General features: G+C 60.8%; 14 protein-coding genes, 1 tRNA gene and 1 riboswitch. Of the genes, 9 read left to right on the forward strand and 6 right to left on the reverse strand.

Annotated elements, in window-relative coordinates; genetic code table 11:
- Positions 1 to 709: 709 nt before the first annotated feature.
- A riboswitch (cobalamin riboswitch) is annotated at positions 710 to 849 on the forward strand.
- Between the two features lie 90 nt (positions 850 to 939).
- Positions 940 to 2166 (forward strand): ornithine--oxo-acid transaminase, encoded by a 1227-nt coding sequence (rocD, locus tag KEM60_RS06165; protein WP_219106657.1) that lies wholly within the window; start codon positions 940 to 942, stop codon positions 2164 to 2166.
- Positions 2167 to 2196: 30 nt separating this feature from the next.
- Here rocD and KEM60_RS06170 read toward each other — a convergent pair whose 3' ends face one another.
- The 3 genes from KEM60_RS06170 to KEM60_RS06180 are packed head-to-tail and all read right to left on the reverse strand — an operon-like array spanning position 2197 to position 4603.
- Positions 2197 to 3279, reverse strand: coding sequence for a hypothetical protein (locus KEM60_RS06170; RefSeq protein ID WP_219106658.1), 1083 nt, complete (start codon positions 3277 to 3279; stop codon positions 2197 to 2199).
- A complete protein-coding gene (locus KEM60_RS06175; RefSeq protein WP_219106659.1) occupies positions 3276 to 3647 on the reverse strand; it encodes a PadR family transcriptional regulator in 372 nt (123 codons plus the stop codon). The genes KEM60_RS06170 and KEM60_RS06175 overlap by 4 nt, the downstream gene beginning before the upstream one ends.
- A 41-nt stretch (positions 3648 to 3688) precedes the next feature.
- On the reverse strand, positions 3689 to 4603 hold the full coding sequence (locus KEM60_RS06180) for a CPBP family intramembrane glutamic endopeptidase (protein ID WP_219106660.1): 915 nt from the start codon (positions 4601 to 4603) through the stop codon (positions 3689 to 3691).
- A gap of 192 nt (positions 4604 to 4795) precedes the next feature.
- Between KEM60_RS06180 and KEM60_RS06185 the strand changes: the two genes are divergently transcribed.
- Positions 4796 to 4966, forward strand: a complete 171-nt coding sequence (locus KEM60_RS06185; RefSeq protein WP_219106661.1) for a hypothetical protein — start codon at positions 4796 to 4798, stop codon at positions 4964 to 4966.
- Position 4967: 1 nt separating this feature from the next.
- On the forward strand, positions 4968 to 5807 hold the full coding sequence (locus KEM60_RS06190) for a PH domain-containing protein (protein ID WP_219106662.1): 840 nt from the start codon (positions 4968 to 4970) through the stop codon (positions 5805 to 5807).
- A 21-nt stretch (positions 5808 to 5828) separates the two neighbouring features.
- Here KEM60_RS06190 and KEM60_RS06195 read toward each other — a convergent pair whose 3' ends face one another.
- On the reverse strand, positions 5829 to 6341 hold the full coding sequence (locus tag KEM60_RS06195; protein ID WP_219106663.1) for a VOC family protein: 513 nt from the start codon (positions 6339 to 6341) through the stop codon (positions 5829 to 5831).
- A gap of 136 nt (positions 6342 to 6477) precedes the next feature.
- On the opposite strand from KEM60_RS06195, the gene KEM60_RS06200 reads away from it, so the two are divergent.
- The 3 genes from KEM60_RS06200 to KEM60_RS06210 all read left to right on the forward strand — a co-directional run bounded on the left by KEM60_RS06200 (position 6478) and on the right by KEM60_RS06210 (position 9704).
- Positions 6478 to 6999: a hypothetical protein gene (locus tag KEM60_RS06200; RefSeq protein WP_219106664.1), complete on the forward strand. Its 522-nt coding sequence runs from the start codon at positions 6478 to 6480 to the stop codon at positions 6997 to 6999.
- A gap of 388 nt (positions 7000 to 7387) precedes the next feature.
- On the forward strand, positions 7388 to 8932 hold the full coding sequence (locus tag KEM60_RS06205) for an amino acid permease (RefSeq protein WP_304502090.1): 1545 nt from the start codon (positions 7388 to 7390) through the stop codon (positions 8930 to 8932).
- Positions 8933 to 9389: 457 nt separating this feature from the next.
- Entirely contained in the window at positions 9390 to 9704 is a 315-nt protein-coding gene (locus KEM60_RS06210) for a hypothetical protein (RefSeq protein WP_219106666.1), read from the forward strand.
- Here KEM60_RS06210 and KEM60_RS06215 read toward each other — a convergent pair.
- On the reverse strand, positions 9689 to 12670 hold the full coding sequence (locus KEM60_RS06215; RefSeq protein ID WP_219106667.1) for a hypothetical protein: 2982 nt from the start codon (positions 12668 to 12670) through the stop codon (positions 9689 to 9691). The two genes, KEM60_RS06210 and KEM60_RS06215, sit on opposite strands and share 16 nt — an antisense overlap.
- Positions 12671 to 13112: 442 nt before the next feature.
- On the opposite strand from KEM60_RS06215, the gene KEM60_RS06220 reads away from it, so the two are divergent.
- Positions 13113 to 13301 carry a hypothetical protein gene (locus KEM60_RS06220; RefSeq protein ID WP_219106668.1) on the forward strand — a complete coding sequence of 63 codons (189 nt, stop codon included), beginning with the start codon at positions 13113 to 13115 and terminating at the stop codon, positions 13299 to 13301.
- 96 nt (positions 13302 to 13397) lie between these two features.
- Here the strand turns inward: KEM60_RS06220 and KEM60_RS06225 are convergent, their stop codons facing one another.
- Positions 13398 to 14249 carry an RDD family protein gene (locus KEM60_RS06225; RefSeq protein WP_219106669.1) on the reverse strand — a complete coding sequence of 284 codons (852 nt, stop codon included), beginning with the start codon at positions 14247 to 14249 and terminating at the stop codon, positions 13398 to 13400.
- 194 nt (positions 14250 to 14443) lie between these two features.
- Here KEM60_RS06225 and KEM60_RS06230 point away from each other — a divergent pair.
- Both KEM60_RS06230 and KEM60_RS06235 read left to right on the forward strand, forming a co-directional pair.
- Positions 14444 to 14516 (forward strand) — tRNA-Arg (locus KEM60_RS06230).
- 595 nt (positions 14517 to 15111) lie between these two features.
- Positions 15112 to 16113 carry an NAD-dependent epimerase/dehydratase family protein gene (locus KEM60_RS06235; protein ID WP_219106670.1) on the forward strand — a complete coding sequence of 334 codons (1002 nt, stop codon included), beginning with the start codon at positions 15112 to 15114 and terminating at the stop codon, positions 16111 to 16113.
- Positions 16114 to 16676: the final 563 nt, after the last annotated feature.

A 16676-nucleotide genomic window follows, 5' to 3' on the forward strand; every position in this document is an offset into this window, starting at 1 on the left:
GGCACTGGAACCGTCTATCCGTATAGCCCCTTCTGAAAATCCCCCCGAGCCTCCCCCATGGCCAGTGTCAGCATTCTTGGCAGAATTAAGCCTGCCACCCCCTCCGCCGCCCCATGCTTTGATTTTTAGTTTGTCCACACCTGTCGGAACCGTAAATTGCTCAGGTGATCCAGGATCGAGGTAAGAGAACACTTGGCAATGGCTATAGCCTGCATCTGGAGTGCACGCTGGCGCCCCGCCGGCCTGCGCCAGGGGCACCCCCGAGAATGACGCAGCTGCAAGGCAGGCCACTGATAGGCCTATCAGTTTGGTTGACCGCATAGCGCGATCCAGTCTGCTCACCATTTCACCAAGTTAAGGCTTACCTTGGCATATCAAAAACCTCGTTCCATCTATCATAGGTACTATCTAATCAACCCCAAGATCATCAAGTCATACGTCTGACTTTATGCCGCCAGCCCGATGAGGACACCACTTCTGTCCAAGATCAGTCGGATTCTGGCATCAATGCAGTACCGACTGATATGTAAAAACAAGCCTGTGACCTTAACCGGACACCACTCTTGCTGACCTCCCCGTCATTAATGACCAGTCCGGAGGTGCGGTTTCACATGCTCATTCCGGGACGGTTTTGGGTCCATGACGTCAGACTTGGCATCTGGAGTTTCTCAGGTGCCGGTGGTGGCTGGCCCCCTGATGTCAGGTGTTACCGTGACGGCGGACTGCCCTTGGCAGTCTGCCGACCGTGCAGCGAAGCCGGTGTGAATCCGGCGCTGTCCCGCAACGGTGATGTCCGTCCCTGCCCGGGTCGGCTCAGTCCGGTCGCCTGACGGTGTGGCTTTCCCCAGTCCTCGAGGCAAGGACGACCGGGTCTGGTCCGGCTTCCACCGGGCCGCTCAGGTACGCCATGCCTCCTGTCCCCACCCACGAGGAGCAGCCATGGCTGACCAGTCGCCCACCCAGTCCCACCTCGACGACGCTGAGCGTTCAGTCGCTCACAATTACGCCCCGCTTCCTGTGGTCCTGCAACACGGCTCCGGGGTGTGGGTCACCGATGTGGAGGGACGGCGCTACCTGGATGCCCTCGCCGGATATTCGGCGTTGAACTTTGGGCATGGCCATCCGGGGATCATCGGGGCAGCGCAGCAGCAGCTCGCCACGTTGACGTTGACGAGCCGGGCGTTCCATTCCGACCGGCTAGGTGGGTTCTGCCGTGACCTGGCCGCATTGTGTGGCAAAGACATGGTGCTTCCGATGAACACGGGCGCGGAGGCCGTGGAGAGCGCGATCAAGGTGGCCCGGAAGTGGGGGGTGGAGCGTCGCGGCGTCCCCCAGGATCAGGCGACGATCATCGTGATGGACGGCAACTTCCACGGCCGGACCACGACGATCGTGAGCTTCTCCACTGACCCGGTCGCTCGGGACGGGTTCGGTCCGTTCACCCCTGGGTTCACGGTGGTCCCGTACGGCGACGTCGCGGCGGTGGAGGCAGCCATCGACGACACCACCGTGGCGGTGCTGGTCGAGCCCATCCAGGGTGAGGGCGGTGTGGTGATCCCGCCAGCGGAGTTCTTGCCAGGCCTGCGCCGTCTGTGCACGGACCGTCAGGTGTTGATGATCGCTGATGAGATTCAGTCCGGTTTGGGCCGAACCGGCCGGACTTTCGCCTGTGACCACGCCGATGTGGTGCCGGACGTGTATCTGTTGGGGAAGGCGCTGGGCGGTGGTGTGCTGCCAGTGTCGGCGGTGGTCGCTGACCGTGACGTGTTGGGGGTGCTCACCCCAGGTACGCATGGTTCGACGTTCGGCGGCAACCCGTTGGCGGCTGCGGTGGGGCAGGCTGTCGTGGACCTGCTCGCTCCCGGCGACATCCAGGAGCATGTGCAGGCGGTGGAACCGGTGCTGCGTGACGGCTTGGAGGCACTGATCGGTCACGGAGTGACCGGGGTGCGAGTGCGCGGTTTGTGGGCTGGCGTCGACATCGATCCGGGGTTGATGACCGGCAAGCAGGCGTGCCTGCGATTGGCGGAGCGGGGTGTGCTGGTCAAGGAGACGCATGGGTCAACCATCCGGATCGCGCCGCCGCTGATCGTCACTGCGGACGAGGTCCAGGTGATTGTCGACGCGCTCGCGGAGATGTTGGACGAGGCCCAGTTGGCAGCGTAAGTCGCTGATCGAGGTGAGTTGTCGCCGCGATCAGGCCGAGGTGCGGGGTGTGTTGCCGTCGCCTCGGCGGGTCGCGGCGACGACCCGGTAGTAGGCGTAGATGTCAGTGAGGACAAGGATCACGACGGCGCCGGTGAGCACCGCGAGAGACATGGGGATGGTGCCGCCGTCCAGGTAGGACACGGTCTGTGCGAGCACTGCCCCACCGAGGATGATGAGGTGTTTCATCAGCTGTCTGCGGGTTGCGCCGGTCGCGTCGATCGGGACCGTAGCGACGTGGACGCGGGGGCTGCCGAATTCTTCGCGGAGAGGACGTCCGCTGGTCTGGGCATACCCGGTGATCTCGTGGAGGTGCCGCCGGATGTCGCGCTCGGAGTGTCCGGCTTGCCGGAGCAGCACGGTGGTCTCCTGCCGCCAGGCTTGGTCCGTGGCGGCAGTGACAGCGGCCGGTGAGGTGGCGGCTTGCGAGGGTCGGTAGATGGCGATGATGCGAGCTGCAAGATAGCTGACCAGGGCGTATCCCAGCGTCATGGTCAGTAAGCTCTGGGTTTCCACAGTGCCCAGGCGCACTGTTTCGGTGCCGACGATCAGCACTGCGGTAGCGATGCTTCCGGTCAGGCCGACGAGGCTGGCCAGGGCCGCGGCGACGCTACGACGCCATCGTCGTAACGCTGCCCGGTGGATGGCGATGACCGAGAAGATCACCATCGACAACACCAGGGGCAGCAGGATCACCCCGGGGGTGAGTGCTGCCTGAGGTGGGGCTGGCCACAGGTGCAACAGCTGGGCCACGGTGAAAAGAAAAGACAGCGCCGCTGCCCATCCCAGGACGAGCGGGAGATTGCCGAGGACAACGATGTCGTCCTCGGGCTTCCAGACGTCAGCGCCATCCTCAGTCCAGTCGGCGACCTGTCGGGTGGCCCAGTCACGGGCCGGACCGAAATGGATGTCAGCGGGTTGACCGGCCGTCTGGAGTTCCGTGGCGGCATCGGCCAATGCGGCATTCCGGTGGATGTCATCAATGTCGGCGAGCACGAAAGCGAGCAGCGCTGCGTGCGCCCAAGGCCGGTCGGTGGGGTCGAATCGGTCCAGGATCTCGGAGGAAGCGCTCATGGTTGGTGTCCTGTGGAATCGTCGGTGACCTGGTGCAGCGTGGAGATGAAGTCGTTCCACAGGGCGAGTTCTCCGCGGAGGCGGGCCTGGCCGTGCGGGGTGATGGCGTATCGCTTCCGGCCCGGACCGCTGCGGGGTTCTTCCCAGGTGAAGGTGATGTGCCCGTGGTTTTCGAGCCGGGTGAGGACGGGGTAGATCGATCCACCGCGGAGGTCACCGAATCCGGCTTCTTTGAGGTGGCGGGCAAGGGCATAGCCGTGTTGCGGCTGAGCGTGGACGAGTCCGAGGATCGCGAGGTCCAGGACAGCACGCACCCAGGGCAGTGGGTAGGGCTGGGGTGATTCGTCGGGTGGGTGCTGTCCCGTCATGCACTAAGTATGACTTGTATCTAGATACGGCGCAGGGTGTTTCAGGAGTGGTCGACGTACAGGTCGCGGAGCGGACGGTGACGGACCGCAGCGGGGAGGGTGAGGAGGATCACCAAGCCCACTGCACCGATAGTCAAGCCGGACAACACCCAGAAGGCAGGTGAATGCTGCAAGCCGATCCCGGCGAGCAGGGCGTACCCGATGTGGTAGCCGCCGTGGACACCGACGGCTGACCAGAGACTGCGGGTGCGGATCACGAGAGCACCAGCGAGAATCGCGAATCCGAATGGCGGCAGGAGATAGATGAACCGTTCGGTGAGGGAGTTTTGTCCCCCTTGGGAGGTGAGGTGAGGCAGCGCGAAGCAGAACGCGTTGAGGAGGACGGCGGGGACCACCGCCATCTGGATGCTGGTGAGGAGGTAGCCGCGCCAAAGGAGTTCTTCACCGATGCCTTGAAGGACGAAGGCGTGCAGGAAGGCCAGGACGAGCAGGGCCCCTAGGGGTGCCCCCTCGTCGGTGACTGCGTTGAGGGGAATCCACCCCATCCGGTGACCCCAAGCCAGGGCGGCACCCATCGGCGCGATAGTGAGCAGCATGGCGAGAGTGAGGTGTGCGAGGTCGAGGGGGCGGGCACGCCAGCCGATGGCGCCCAGGCTGGGGCGGCGGTCGACGTAACGGGTGAGCAGGTGTGCGATGAGGAGGTAGCTGAGGAGGGTAAGGACGCAGAACAGCGTTTTGGCGGCGAGATAGGTGAAGAGGTGATCGCTGTGCAACCAGGTGCTGACGGGGTGGATCAAGGCCAGTGGGACAGGTAAGGTCACTGCCAGGAACATGCCAGCCACCGTGAGCAGCACTCGCGCCCAGGGTGGGACACGTGGTGTGGCGTCAAGGGTCGACCGGCCAGAGGTGACCCCGACTATGTGGCTGGATTCCGCTGTTCCAGAGTCTTTTTCCATGAAGTCATGATGTTCCCGCGGTGGTCCTTGACTCGATCAGGAAGCCCCCCTGAAACACCCCTGATGTCCCCTGAGCCTCACCCCGGGCGGCCCGGCCACCGTCGACTCCCGGTGTGGGATACCAAACTTCCTCGACAGCGGTCCTAGGCTTTCACCGGCTGACCCTGTCCTCGACCCCTACGGAGCTTGACCATGCCGCCGCAGATCAAAAAGGTGCTGATCTGGGTTTTCTGGATCTTCGTCGTCTACGCGGTGTTCACCTCACCTGATCGGGCGGCCAACATCCTGCGCACTGCCTGGGAGATCATCATCAACGGCTTCCAAAACCTGGGGGTCTTCTTCGATCGGCTGCTGGGTCGCTGAGATGGCCCACGACGACTGGGTGGAGCCGCCACGCTTCGCCGAGCGTTATCTGGTGAACGGCGAGCATTGCGTGGTCGCGACCAGACGGCATTGGGTGACCTTGGTGGAGCCGTGGGCGTCCGTCGCGGCAGCATTCATGGTGGTCTCCTGGATCACCATGAACGTCGACCCGCGGATCGCTCGGCCAGTGGATTTCCTGTGGTGGTTGTGGTTTGCCGTGGTGGGTCGAGCGGCGTACCGCAGTTGGGATCGCTCACGGACCTGGTTCATCGCCACCGACCGCCGCTTGCTGCTCATTTACGGCATCCTGGTGCGCCGCGTCGCGATGATGCCGTTGATGCGGGTCACTGACATGAGTTATCGGCGGAGCACCTTGGGGTGGCTGTTGGGCTACGGCACATTCGTCCTGGAAAGCGCGGGCCAACAGCAAGCGTTGCGGGACATCACGTTTGTGCCACACCCAGACGTGTCTTACCGGCGGATCGTGGCGCAGATCTTCCACCGTGACGGCGATGACGAGGAAGAGTCGGCCGAGGAGTTCGACGACGAATTCGACGAGATGTACGACGAATTCGATGTGATCGAGGATCGCCCGTCGCGGGGTCGAGGAGATCCGACATCGTCTTTAGCGATGAGCGAGGAAGAGTCCGACCAGTGGCGAGACCGGCTTGCCAGGACACGCACCTCACCTGGCCGGTCGCCATCAGCACGGACGCACCAACCCGGGGTGCAGGAGTGGCCTGAGCAGCGCCGGTTTAGTTGGTTTGGTCGGCGAGCGCAGGGTCGGGCGAATCCGCCGGAACGTGACGGAGAGTCGTTGTATCGCAGCGAAGGTCGCTGATTTGGGCTGTGGTGTGTCAGATCAGGGGTGTGCGCCGGGGACGCCTGCGCCAGGAGGTGGCAGATCCGGATGGTCACTGTGGGGTGCCTGCGCAGCGTCGGCTTCCGCGGCGGCGCGGGCGATCTCTTCGGCACGTTCGGTGTCGTGGCGACGCCGTTCCTCCGGGGTGTAAACATCGCGTGGTGAGAGCAACTGGTAGAACCCCAGGGCGTTGCCCCAGTTGTCGGAGAAATTCACAAAACTGACGACGTCTGGGACGACCACGACTTCTCCGACTGGGACGGATCCGCCAGCGAGTCGCCCGACAGCTGTGTCAATGTCGCCGACTTCCAACCGGACTCGGGCGTTGTTAGCTCCGGGCCGGTCGTGACCGGTGGACAGTTGCAGCCACGCTCCGGGTGAGATCTGCCATTCGAGGAAGTCGTCGAGGGGTGCCGTGTCCGGTCCGTGCCCAAAGACCAAGGTGTAGAAGTCCAGCACCTCGGTGAAGTCCCCGGCGTTCAGGGCGATGGTCATGCCGCGCACGTCCGCCATGGTCGACAGCCTAGGTCACTGGAGGGCGCTGACCCGGCAGATGCGTTAGATGGGTTTGCCCATGCCGCAAGGGTGTTGCTGGTGGTGGCGGTGGGATGGATCTGTTGGTGGGAGGGGCTCAGGTGCCCTGGGTGCGGTGACGACTGGAGGGGGTACGCGTCATGTCGCCCGAGGAGGATCGTTGTCGATGTCGGTGGGTGAGGTCACGCACATCGTGGTGATCACGGTGGGTGTGCTCGCCGTGTGTTGGGGGGTGGGTCGGTACGCCGCCGCAGTGGTGGCGACCCGGTCTGTGGTCAACGGCATTCGGCTGGATTTGGCGATGCCACCGGCATGGGCGTTGGACGTGGCTGAAGCCCAGTTCGAGGTGGCCCGGTGGCACCCGATCGAAGGGGACGGGTCAGTGAACCGTCAACACGTGTCGGCGTCGTACCCTGCGGTGTCGGTGGAAGCGGTGCCCGGCGGGGCCGCCGCGGACGGGACGATCTGGGCGGGTGGCGACGGCTGTCTCTCAGGGGGCAGCGAAGTGCACATCTGGCTGTCGGGCTGGACGGTGCGGGCCGGGGTGGTGCGTCATGCGTCGGTGGCGTGCGCGCAGATGCGTTTGGTCAGCGAGGTATTGCGCACTGCGGATCGGTCGTACGTCGCCAGTTCCTAAGGAAGGTGGACGATTGTCCTGGGAGAGCACCATCACGGTGGACGGATGGCAGGTCATTGCGTTTTCAGTAGACCGAAAGCTCACCCAAGCCTTCCACTCGGCGCCCAGTATCCGCCATTTAGCGCAGCCATACCGCATCAAACCTAGTAGCCTGCCATTCACCCCATGTGAGCTCGATTACGTTCACTCACACCCCTCTCATCGGACGGCACCACCCCCGCACGTCCCCCCGAGAGCCAGAGACGAGCTGCCGTTCGGACCGGACCGCCGTTCGGATCACGTTCGCAGCACATCCAACCGCCACATCACAGGTGGCGCCATCGGAACAGCGGCGTCACCGCCCACTGCGACATAGGCCTTTACCGACCTTTCCGAGGGAGTTGTGAGCATGAGTGTCCTGCGAACCAAAACGATCGAGCAATCGATCGCCGAAACCGACGAGTCCGAATATCAACTCAAAAAACGCCTCACCGCCGTCGACCTGACCATCTTCGGCATCGGCGTCATCATCGGCGCCGGTATCTTCACCCTCACCGGCAAAGCCGCCCACGCCTACGCCGGACCAGCCATCGTCATCAGCTTCACCCTCGCTGCGATCGCTTGCGGCCTCGCAGCTCTCTGTTACGCCGAATTCGCCTCCACCGTCCCCGTGTCCGGGTCGGCGTACACCTTCTCCTATGCCACCCTCGGCGAAATCGTCGCCTGGATCATCGGCTGGGACCTGCTGCTGGAAATGATGCTCGGCTCCAGCGTCGTCGCCCAGGGCTGGTCGGCGTACTTCCAAGTCTTCCTCGCCCGTTTCGGGATCACCTTGCCCGAAGCGCTCGCTGGTCCTCCCACTGGGCATGGCGGGATGTTTGACCTGCCGGCGTTCATCTTGGTGGGTGTGTTGACGGCGTTGATCGCCTACGGCATCAAAGAATCCATGCGGGTCAACCTGGTGTTGGTCGCCATCAAACTGTTCATCGTGTTTTTCGTGATCATCGCGGGGATCGGTTTCATCAACACTGCGAACTACTCGCCGTTCATCCCTGACCCGCAACCCGCCGGGAACGTCGGCGGCAGCATCTGGACTGCGCCGATCGTGCAGGGCGTTTTTGGTTTCAACCCGACGACGTACGGCTGGGGCGGGATCGTCGCTGGCGCGTCGCTGGTGTTCTTCGCGTACATCGGCTTTGACGTGGTGGCCACCACCGCGGAAGAAGCAAAAAACCCGCAACGTGACCTGCCGATCGGCATCATCGCGTCCCTGGTGATCTGCACGGTGCTCTACATCGCAGTCGCGCTGGTCATCACCGGCATGGTGCAGTACGACCACATCTCCCCCAAGGCTGCGTTGGCCACCGCGTTCGAATCGGTCGGCAAACCCGGGTATGCGACGTTGATCGCGGCCGGAGCAGTCGCGGGTCTGTGCACCGTCGTGATGACGTTGATGATCGGCGCGACCCGCGTGCTCTTTGCGATGTGCCGGGACTGGCTGCTGCCCAAGTCGTGGGGCACCACCAACCCACAGACCGGTACGCCGGTGAAGATCACCCTCGCGGTGGGCGTGCTGTGTGCGTTCATGGCGGCGCTGTCGCCGTGGGATCTGGAGCAGATGGTCAATATCGGCACGTTGGCGGCGTTCACTCTGGTGTCTTTCGCAGTGCCGGTGCTGCGAAAGCGTCGCCCCGACCTGAAGCGATCATTCAAGGTGCCCGGTAACCCGGTGTTGCCATGGCTGGCGGGGTTGGCGTCGATTTACTTGATGTTGAACCTGTCATTGGAGACATGGCTGCGCTTCATGATCTGGATGGCGATTGGTTTTGTCATCTACTTCACGTATAGCCGCCATAACTCTCGCCTGGCAAAACACGCCCACTCCGCAGAATATGACGATGCCAGCGCGCATGAACACCACGGTGGTAACCCCGCTGTGGGTGGTGACTTCTGACCCGTCGACAACCGTGCGGGACGACCCTGCTCGTGACCTAACGGCCACCCCTCATCGGTGAGTTCGGGTCCCTGCCTTAAGAGTTCACCTAGGCAGGGGCCCGTCGTCGTGTCGAGACGCTGATGGTGGGGGCAGCCAGCGCGGGCCAGGGATGGTGGAGGCACCGAGGAGGTGACGTCGAGATGTCAGAGGCCTTGTGGTGACCTGGTCAAAGGGAGCCGCAACATTGTCGACACGGTGACCTGCGTCGTATTGATGAACGATGAAAGATCACATCAACTGACGATGATTGCTGCCCAAATTGGTCGATCGTCCTGTAAGCTGGCGGCGCCGCCTTCGCCAGGGGCGGCATCTGGCGGTGACGCGCCAGGGATGACCGTCGAGACCCCCATCCGTTTTCGGGTGGGGGTCTCGATGTTGTGGCGCGTTTTCAGCGCAGCCACGTGATGAGCAGACGATGCGGGGGCGACTTAGCGCAGGTGATCCGGGTGGATTTCGCTGGGGCGTGAACGGCCCGGCGGTGGCGGCACGGCAGATCCCCCACCCGGCATTGCGGATGGGGGATCTGCCGCACCTGAGGCTCCCTGGGACCTCTGCGGACCAGGTGGTGTCCGGTGTCCTGGCGTCCGAGGAGCGACGGCACCGTCCTCGTCCGGGTGCAGGTCTTCATGACGACGGCCCGCCGCAAGTCGCTGTTGCCGGCTTGCGGCGGGCCGTGCTGGTCATGTCCGGTGACCGGGGGTCACGGCAGGACGGTCAGCCCAGGATGTAACTGTCGAGCGCCAGGTACTGACCGGGCGCGTTGCGGGTGATGATCTTGATGGTGACGGGTGCACCGGTGGCTGGGAGGTTCAGGTGCCGCACCATCTGCTGGAACTTCGTGGGGTCGGCACCCTTGGTGGTGAAGTCAGCCCAGTTCCGGCCGTTGACCTGGATAGTGCCAGAGCCACCCTTGGCGAAGACCGCCGCATACAGGTCGAAGGTCTTCGTGTTGGCGGGGACCGTCATCGTGGCGGTGCCACTGAACCCGATCAGCGCGGACTTGCCGAAGTACGGCAGGTTGAGGTTGCGCAGGTCCTTCCACGATCCAGTGAAAGTGACGCCCTGGCTAGTCAGGTCGGTCATCTTGGACCACTGGTTCGGGAAGGTCAGGTCGTATGTCGCGGCGTCAGACATGCCACCCTTGTCGTCGATCGCCACAGCACTGATCCGCCACTTGCTGCCCAGACCGGCGAAGAACTTCGCGGTGGTGTCAGTGGTGTTGGTCATCCAGTTGACGACCGGGCCGAGGGTGCCATCTTCGTTGATCTTCTGGAAGGTCACCGTGTAGGCCTTGGCGTCTTTCGCTGTCCACGACACCACAGCAGTGGGACGAGTCGCGTTGTCGACCCACGCGGTGGAGATCACTGGCTTGTCGATGACTGCTGATGCGTAATCAAGTTTCCACTCGGTCTTCGCACCAGCAGCGATCGTGTAGCCAGACATCGCTTTCGCGGTGATCGTCAACGTTGCCTTGCCCGCGGTGCTCTGCGGCAGGTTGAACTTCGCCGGGTCAAACTTCACCCCGTCGACGTAATAGTCGACACCTGAGCTACCAACGATCGTGTAGGTGTCTTTGTCTGTGCCGGGCAGGTTGACCTGGGTTGGCGCTGCCGGGGTCACCACAGTGCCATCAGTAAACCCGTTGATGAACGTCGCGGTGGATTTGTTGGCCGAATCCGCATCAGCGTTGCTGAAGGCATAGCCTGCCTGGGCGGTAGCAATCACTTTCACCGTGACGCCAGCGGCCACTTTCACCGTGGAGACACCATTGGTGTAGGTGAAGGCAATCGGGGAACCTGTGTACGTCTTGCCACCGTCAGTGCTGGTGTCGTACTTGTAGTCGACTCCCAAAGTCTGCGACACCTTGATTTCGTCCTGGACACCGGTGCCGTTGTTATCGGTAAAGACCGGAGCAGGGGCGGCGATCAGGGTGCCCGCGGTGACTGTCTTCGTCCAGGGTTCCACCAGGTTGGAGTACGACGCAGGAAGCGCCCAACCAGCTGCTGGGGTCGGCGTGAAAACGAACTTCACATCGCCGCCATCACTGCTGGGGAGATTCAGCTTCGACACCCAGTCTGTCCGCTTAACCGTTTGCCCCCACAGGTTATTATCATTGATTTTTGCGGTGATATCGACAGCGCCAGCTCCATTGACTGAAGCAGTCACTCCGCTGACCCCATAACTGACGCCAGGCGTTGCTGTGGGGAAAGTGATACTGTCATCCAATCCGCTACCATCATTGTAGGTAGGAATTGCTGGTGTGACGATCTGCAAAGCCGTGTAATTACTGGGGGATCCAAAGTAAACCGGCCCCATGCTATCTGCAGACATGGCCGAAGTGATTCCTTTATCAGTATAGAGAGACGTCACTTTGGCAAACTTGCCCGTCTTGGGGTCAGCCAGCGCAACAGCGATAACCAGTTGATCACCTGCAGCGACTGGGGTGGTCACCTGAACAGGAGAGCCAGCTCCGAGCACATGCCATTGTCCACTGTTTGGACCTACGTTATATCCGCCAAGAGTAGAATCGGGCTGCACACCAGCTGATGGGATCTGCGATTTCCACGTATAGAAGTAATTGACTCCAGGCACCGCCGGAACAGTGACGGTGTCGCTGGCCGTTCCAGTCTGATCCACCCACGTTGTCTTCAGCGGATCGAGGGTGATCATGTTGAGTTGCGGTACCACCACATCAAAGATTTTATAAGTCACGCCATCCGGGCTGAATGACTTCCCAGCTGTCGCAATAGCCCAGAACCTCTTGGTTGTCCCCCTATCAGAGCTGGTGAGGGAATATTGAGTCGTTGTGTCACCCAAATTATTTGTAGCTTTTGCCACATCAACAGATGTAACAGTGGCATCAGTGACATGCCAAGCGAAGTCCACGCCGGATTGATTGAATTCAATCTTCGAGATATCACTTGCAACCACGGGAGAAACTGGTGCAGGAATAAGAGTAGTTCCATTTGTCACGAATGACCACAGCATGTTAGATGGACTGAGCATGAAGTTAGCAGATACTGGGACTGCTTTAACCGTCACCGTGGTCCCCGTGGTAGTGACATCCAGTTGCGTGCCGGCAGTGGTGGCACTGAATGCTGATTTAGTAAAAGTACGTGTCCCACCCCCGTCGGTGACTTCCCAATTCACACCCTCAGTATAGAAGAGATGTAGAGTACCACCGCTCGTAGCAGGCGGGGCCGCATTAGTAATAGTGGGCTCTTTAACTTTTCCAGTAAATACCGGGGATGGGTTCGATGGATCAGGGTTTGCCGCAGTGGTTGAATCTGCCGTGATTGAACATTTTGTATTGGTGAGGGTGCTTGCCCCTGCAGTGATTGCCGCCTGCTCAACATTTCCTTTGTAAATCCGGAACGTCGATTTCAGCAAGCCAGCAGTTTCACCACCTCCAGTAGTGGTTGCATAAATATCAGGCAGTGTCGACAGGTCGATGACCGCACTTGTGTCCGCGTCATCAGGCGCGTAGGTCAGGGGGCGCATCGTCGTGCCACCATCAGGAGAATACTGTGTGTAAGTCTTGTCTGGAAGTTTCAGAATATCCGCGGTGCCACAGCCATTAACCAGCGTCGGAGTAAGAACAGCAGCAGCGTGTGCTGGTATCCCAGCCAAACCGACTGCGGCCAGGGCGAGTGTTGTTGAAGCGGTGAGGACGCGCTTGCCAGAGATAGGAGACAAGGTGATCTCTTTTCAGACATGTCCTGGACAGACGTACTGCACAGGACGGCCAGGGATGACGGCAACGACTATGCCGTTCTTTGCCAAGATTTGGAAGTCCTGGAGCTAGTTTCGACCTGTTCTCTCAGATGGTGATACGGACATTTGTCCAGATCAGTCGACCGTATTTATTAACGTATTTATATCGTGAGTTCACAGCCACCACAGTGGTTTTAGGAGCCGTCGCGTTCTCCCTTTTGGTGCCCCTGAACATTGACGTCACAGCAGCATCCACAGGCCGCTGACAGCACTCACGCACCGTGTGTCGGACGATCGCCACACATGTCACGAGCTCTTCGCGGACAGACGACTCATATCCGCTCCGATCCGGCCGATGAGTGCGCTGAACGAACAATCACGACAGCCACCCCACAGTCAGCCCCCACCCCATCGGAGAGGAATCATGGACGACATCCGCCACACCGACAGCACGTCGATCGACCTAGACCTGCCGTGTGCGCGCGACGAACTCCTCCACGCACTCGCGCTATCTGGCTCCGTGCAGTGGGGAATCACCAGCGGGCAGCTGCTCCGTCCTCTGTCGACGGGCCGGCCCAATGGGCGTGCCACCCGCACACCCCGTTCCGCCTGACCCCACCCTGCACCGGCATCACCACGACAAAAGGCGGGGGATCGACGTGATCGTCGATCCCCCGCCTTCATGTCATCACTTGCGCCAGCAAGCAGATCAGTAGGGGTGATACATCCCTGTGTCCTTCACCACCCGGGAGGACACCGCCAAATCATGCCAGCCACGATCCCGCCCTGCGGAATCAAAAAATGGTGAGAAGATACCGACGATGATGGTTCCGCACAGCTGCCACACCACAACTCGCAGCACCGCAGGCCAAAAACCGATTGGCTGCTGAGTTGTCTCACTGATCACACGAAGCCCGCAAAGCTGCTTACCCCAGGTGCGGCCCCTCACCCCATTGCCATAACCGTAGTAGCCACAGTTCATCACAAAAGCCAGGGGATAGGTTAAAAACGTCGCTAAGCCGGCGAGGTTGGGGTCAACGCTGATGAGGATTATCACCGTCACAACCATCAACAGCAGCATGGGTATAAACATCACAAGTGAGTCGACAATCGACGCTAGGATGCGCATTCCTCGCGGTGCCGTCTCATACCCTCCAGCCTGACCGTAACTCGACATCCAGGGTGCTGCAGCCCCAGAAGCGCCGTACCCGGGAGCGCTGCCGTATCCACCATCTTGCGGTGCCCCGTAGGGGCCCACCGGCTGGCCATAAGCACCCGGCTGCTGCCCAAACGCACCAACGGGTGCCCCACCCTGAGGCGGGTTGCCGTACTGCTGCTGCGGCGCGGCGCCGTACTGCCCTTGGAAAGGTGCCTGTGGCGGCTGCCCCTGCTGCTGCCCCCACGAACCAGCAGGGTTCCCACCCTGCCCGTAGTACTCCTGTTGTCCTTGCCCCTGCGGGGCACCGTACGTCGGCCGGGGCGGCATCCCATACGGAGGCACCTCACCGCTTTGCGGTCCAGCACCGTGACCTTCGACAGGGCCACCAGGCATGTTGCTCATCCACATCTCCCCATACATGTCGGCGTCTGCCGCATCGTCAGCTGAGGACTCCAGTATCCTCGGTCCGCTCGTTTGATGGTTCCAGACCCCACAACAAACGTCACAAACCGCCTCTCACCAGCCGATTCGTTGCTGGGCCAACCCAACCGGTAGCATGTCTATCTGTCAGGCAGGGCCTGGCAAAGATCAAAAATGCGCCCGTAGCTCAACGGATAGAGCATCTGACTACGGATCAGAAGGTTGGGGGTTCGAATCCCTCCGGGCGCGCTCTGTGTTGAGACAGAACAAGAGACCTCGTACTGCGGCTTTCGCGTACGGGGTCTTTTGCTACCCCCTGCCCCTCATCACTACCATCCCCGCGCTCCCCCACATCCGCGAGCCACATCACACCTCACCACGCACCACTGCACACCCCACCAAACCCGCCCACGGGCGGCCCTACGCGACCAACACCCCGCCCATGGGCGACTTCCCTGACACAAAACCCCAGGACACACCCCACCAAACCCGCCCACGGGCGACTTCGGGGGTAAAAGACCCCGCCCATGGGAGGCCCTGAGCGCAGAGACCAGCAGAGCAAGCTGCGCGGGTTCCCTGTTGAGCGCTTAGCGAAGTGGAAGCGAAGATTGCAGCTCTGGGTAGGGTCGATGGCGACGCGGCAGTCGCTATCGAGGAAGGGAGCGTTGCTCGTCTCCTTACTTTCATCGTCGTATCCGTCACAAAGCGACATCTTCGCGGCGCCTCAATACGTCGCCGAGCTCAGACACGGTCCGAACCTCGACTGCACCTCTGACCAGTAACAGCAAATAGATAGAAAACCTCTGGGGATCCCAGCTGAACTATCTAAGGAAGAGACGGCGTAATGAGAATTCTCATCATTGGGGGGAGCGTGTTTCTTGGACGGGCTGTCGCAGAGACTGCCCTTCGGATGCACCATGAAGTTCTCGTGCTGAATCGTGGGCTTAGCCGCCCGAACGCGCATGGCGTTGTAGCCATTGTTGGTGACCGAAACGAGACTGAAACTCTCGCGCGAGCACGAGCTAATGGGCCGTTCGATCTGGTGGTCGACACATCGGGTTTTGAGCCAGAGACCGTCGCACTGTCTGGAAGGATGCTGGCCGACATCTGCAATCACTATGTGTTCATCTCGTCCGTCAGTGCGTTTGCCGACTGGCCAGCGCAGCCCGTGTCGGAACTATCCCCACTCTTGCCGTTCTCCAAAGATGAGCGCAGCTACGGCTCCTCCAAAGCAGAATGCGAGCGCATCCTCAGGGCCCAGTTTGGACCTCGCCTCTCGGTGCTTTATCCGGGAGTTCTCATCGGTCCCAACGAGAACGTCGGACGGTTGCTATGGTGGCTGGATCGCTTTGCCAAGGGAGGGAGCGTTATCCGTCCCAAGCTGGATGTGCCGATCTCACCTATTGATGCGCGTGACGTCGCAGATTTTGTACTTACGCTTGCCGCCAGGTCCTCCGCTGGAAAGGGATACGTGGTGTCGGGTGTGAGCGCGGAAAGGACGCTCGACGACCTCCTAAGCATCTGCGCGACCGTGACCAACACCACAGCTAGGTCCGTTAGCGTCGAGGATGAAATCTTGCTCTCACATGAGGTCGAGCCCTGGTCGGAATTGCCTTTTTGGGCTCCCCGAGGCGTAGGAGCAGATGGCATCTGGTCCACTGACTGTTCCGCCGCGCTTCGCGCGGGGCTACGTCTTCGACCGCTCTCTGACACGGTCGCCGACACGTGGTCTTGGATGCAGTCCATCGGGGCGGTGAACCACGTAGATCGGTTTTCTGCCCTCAAGGAAGGAGTCGGACTTTCTGCAGATAAGGAATCGCGAATCTTCGCAGCACTTTTTCATTGAATGCCTAGGGAATATTGGACTGCATCCTTGCGAATACGGATGTCCATCTCAACCTGGATCCTCTTGCCTTCACCCAGGCAGAAGGACAAGGTAAGTTAGATTTTTTAGGCTTATTGACGCTCATCATTTACGCACCCCAAATCACGACCTTCCCGTTTACGACAAAAAAATCAGCGTCCACATTTAGGCCTGCACTGTCGTAATTACTTCGCGCCCCACTTGCTGGAGCGATGAGCCGCGTAACCCACTCGTCTCACCTCATAGGGCCTGTTCCAGTTGATTCCAGGTTATCTCGAAGTCCAAATCTTCGAGATGTCTAAATCTGAGGATCATCCTTCTCGACGACGAAAGAGGTCCGCGATAGATACAGAACATCTTTGATTGAATGGGGGCACTGCAATCGAGATAGCACCATCCAGCCATAAGCAATAGATGCAGGGCAACTTTGATACAGACGTGCGGGTTATTGCTCTTCATCTCCCATAGCCAACATGCGAAGCTTTTTAAGGCTCTTGGAGTTGAATTAGCTATTGACCAGATTCTCGCTTCAACAGTCAAGCGCA

Origin of the sequence: Austwickia sp. TVS 96-490-7B (assembly GCF_019331795.1) — a bacterium.
Lineage (GTDB): Bacteria > Actinomycetota > Actinomycetes > Actinomycetales > Dermatophilaceae > Austwickia.

Bases quoted from the DNA above. Each gene is read 5' to 3' on its own strand.
- KEM60_RS06170 (WP_219106658.1), bottom strand. From the start codon at position 3,279: ATGAGCGCTTCCTCCGAGATCCTGGACCGATTCGACCCCACCGACCGG.
- KEM60_RS06185 (WP_219106661.1), top strand. From the start codon at position 4,796: ATGCCGCCGCAGATCAAAAAGGTGCTGATCTGGGTTTTCTGGATCTTC.
- rocD (WP_219106657.1), top strand. From the start codon at position 940: ATGGCTGACCAGTCGCCCACCCAGTCCCACCTCGACGACGCTGAGCGT.
- KEM60_RS06180 (WP_219106660.1), bottom strand. From the start codon at position 4,603: ATGGAAAAAGACTCTGGAACAGCGGAATCCAGCCACATAGTCGGGGTC.
- KEM60_RS06195 (WP_219106663.1), bottom strand. From the start codon at position 6,341: ATGGCGGACGTGCGCGGCATGACCATCGCCCTGAACGCCGGGGACTTC.
- KEM60_RS06225 (WP_219106669.1), bottom strand. From the start codon at position 14,249: ATGAGCAACATGCCTGGTGGCCCTGTCGAAGGTCACGGTGCTGGACCG.
- KEM60_RS06205 (WP_304502090.1), top strand. From the start codon at position 7,388: ATGAGTGTCCTGCGAACCAAAACGATCGAGCAATCGATCGCCGAAACC.
- KEM60_RS06220 (WP_219106668.1), top strand. From the start codon at position 13,113: ATGGACGACATCCGCCACACCGACAGCACGTCGATCGACCTAGACCTG.
- KEM60_RS06190 (WP_219106662.1), top strand. From the start codon at position 4,968: ATGGCCCACGACGACTGGGTGGAGCCGCCACGCTTCGCCGAGCGTTAT.
- KEM60_RS06210 (WP_219106666.1), top strand. From the start codon at position 9,390: ATGCGGGGGCGACTTAGCGCAGGTGATCCGGGTGGATTTCGCTGGGGC.
- KEM60_RS06175 (WP_219106659.1), bottom strand. From the start codon at position 3,647: ATGACGGGACAGCACCCACCCGACGAATCACCCCAGCCCTACCCACTG.
- KEM60_RS06235 (WP_219106670.1), top strand. From the start codon at position 15,112: ATGAGAATTCTCATCATTGGGGGGAGCGTGTTTCTTGGACGGGCTGTC.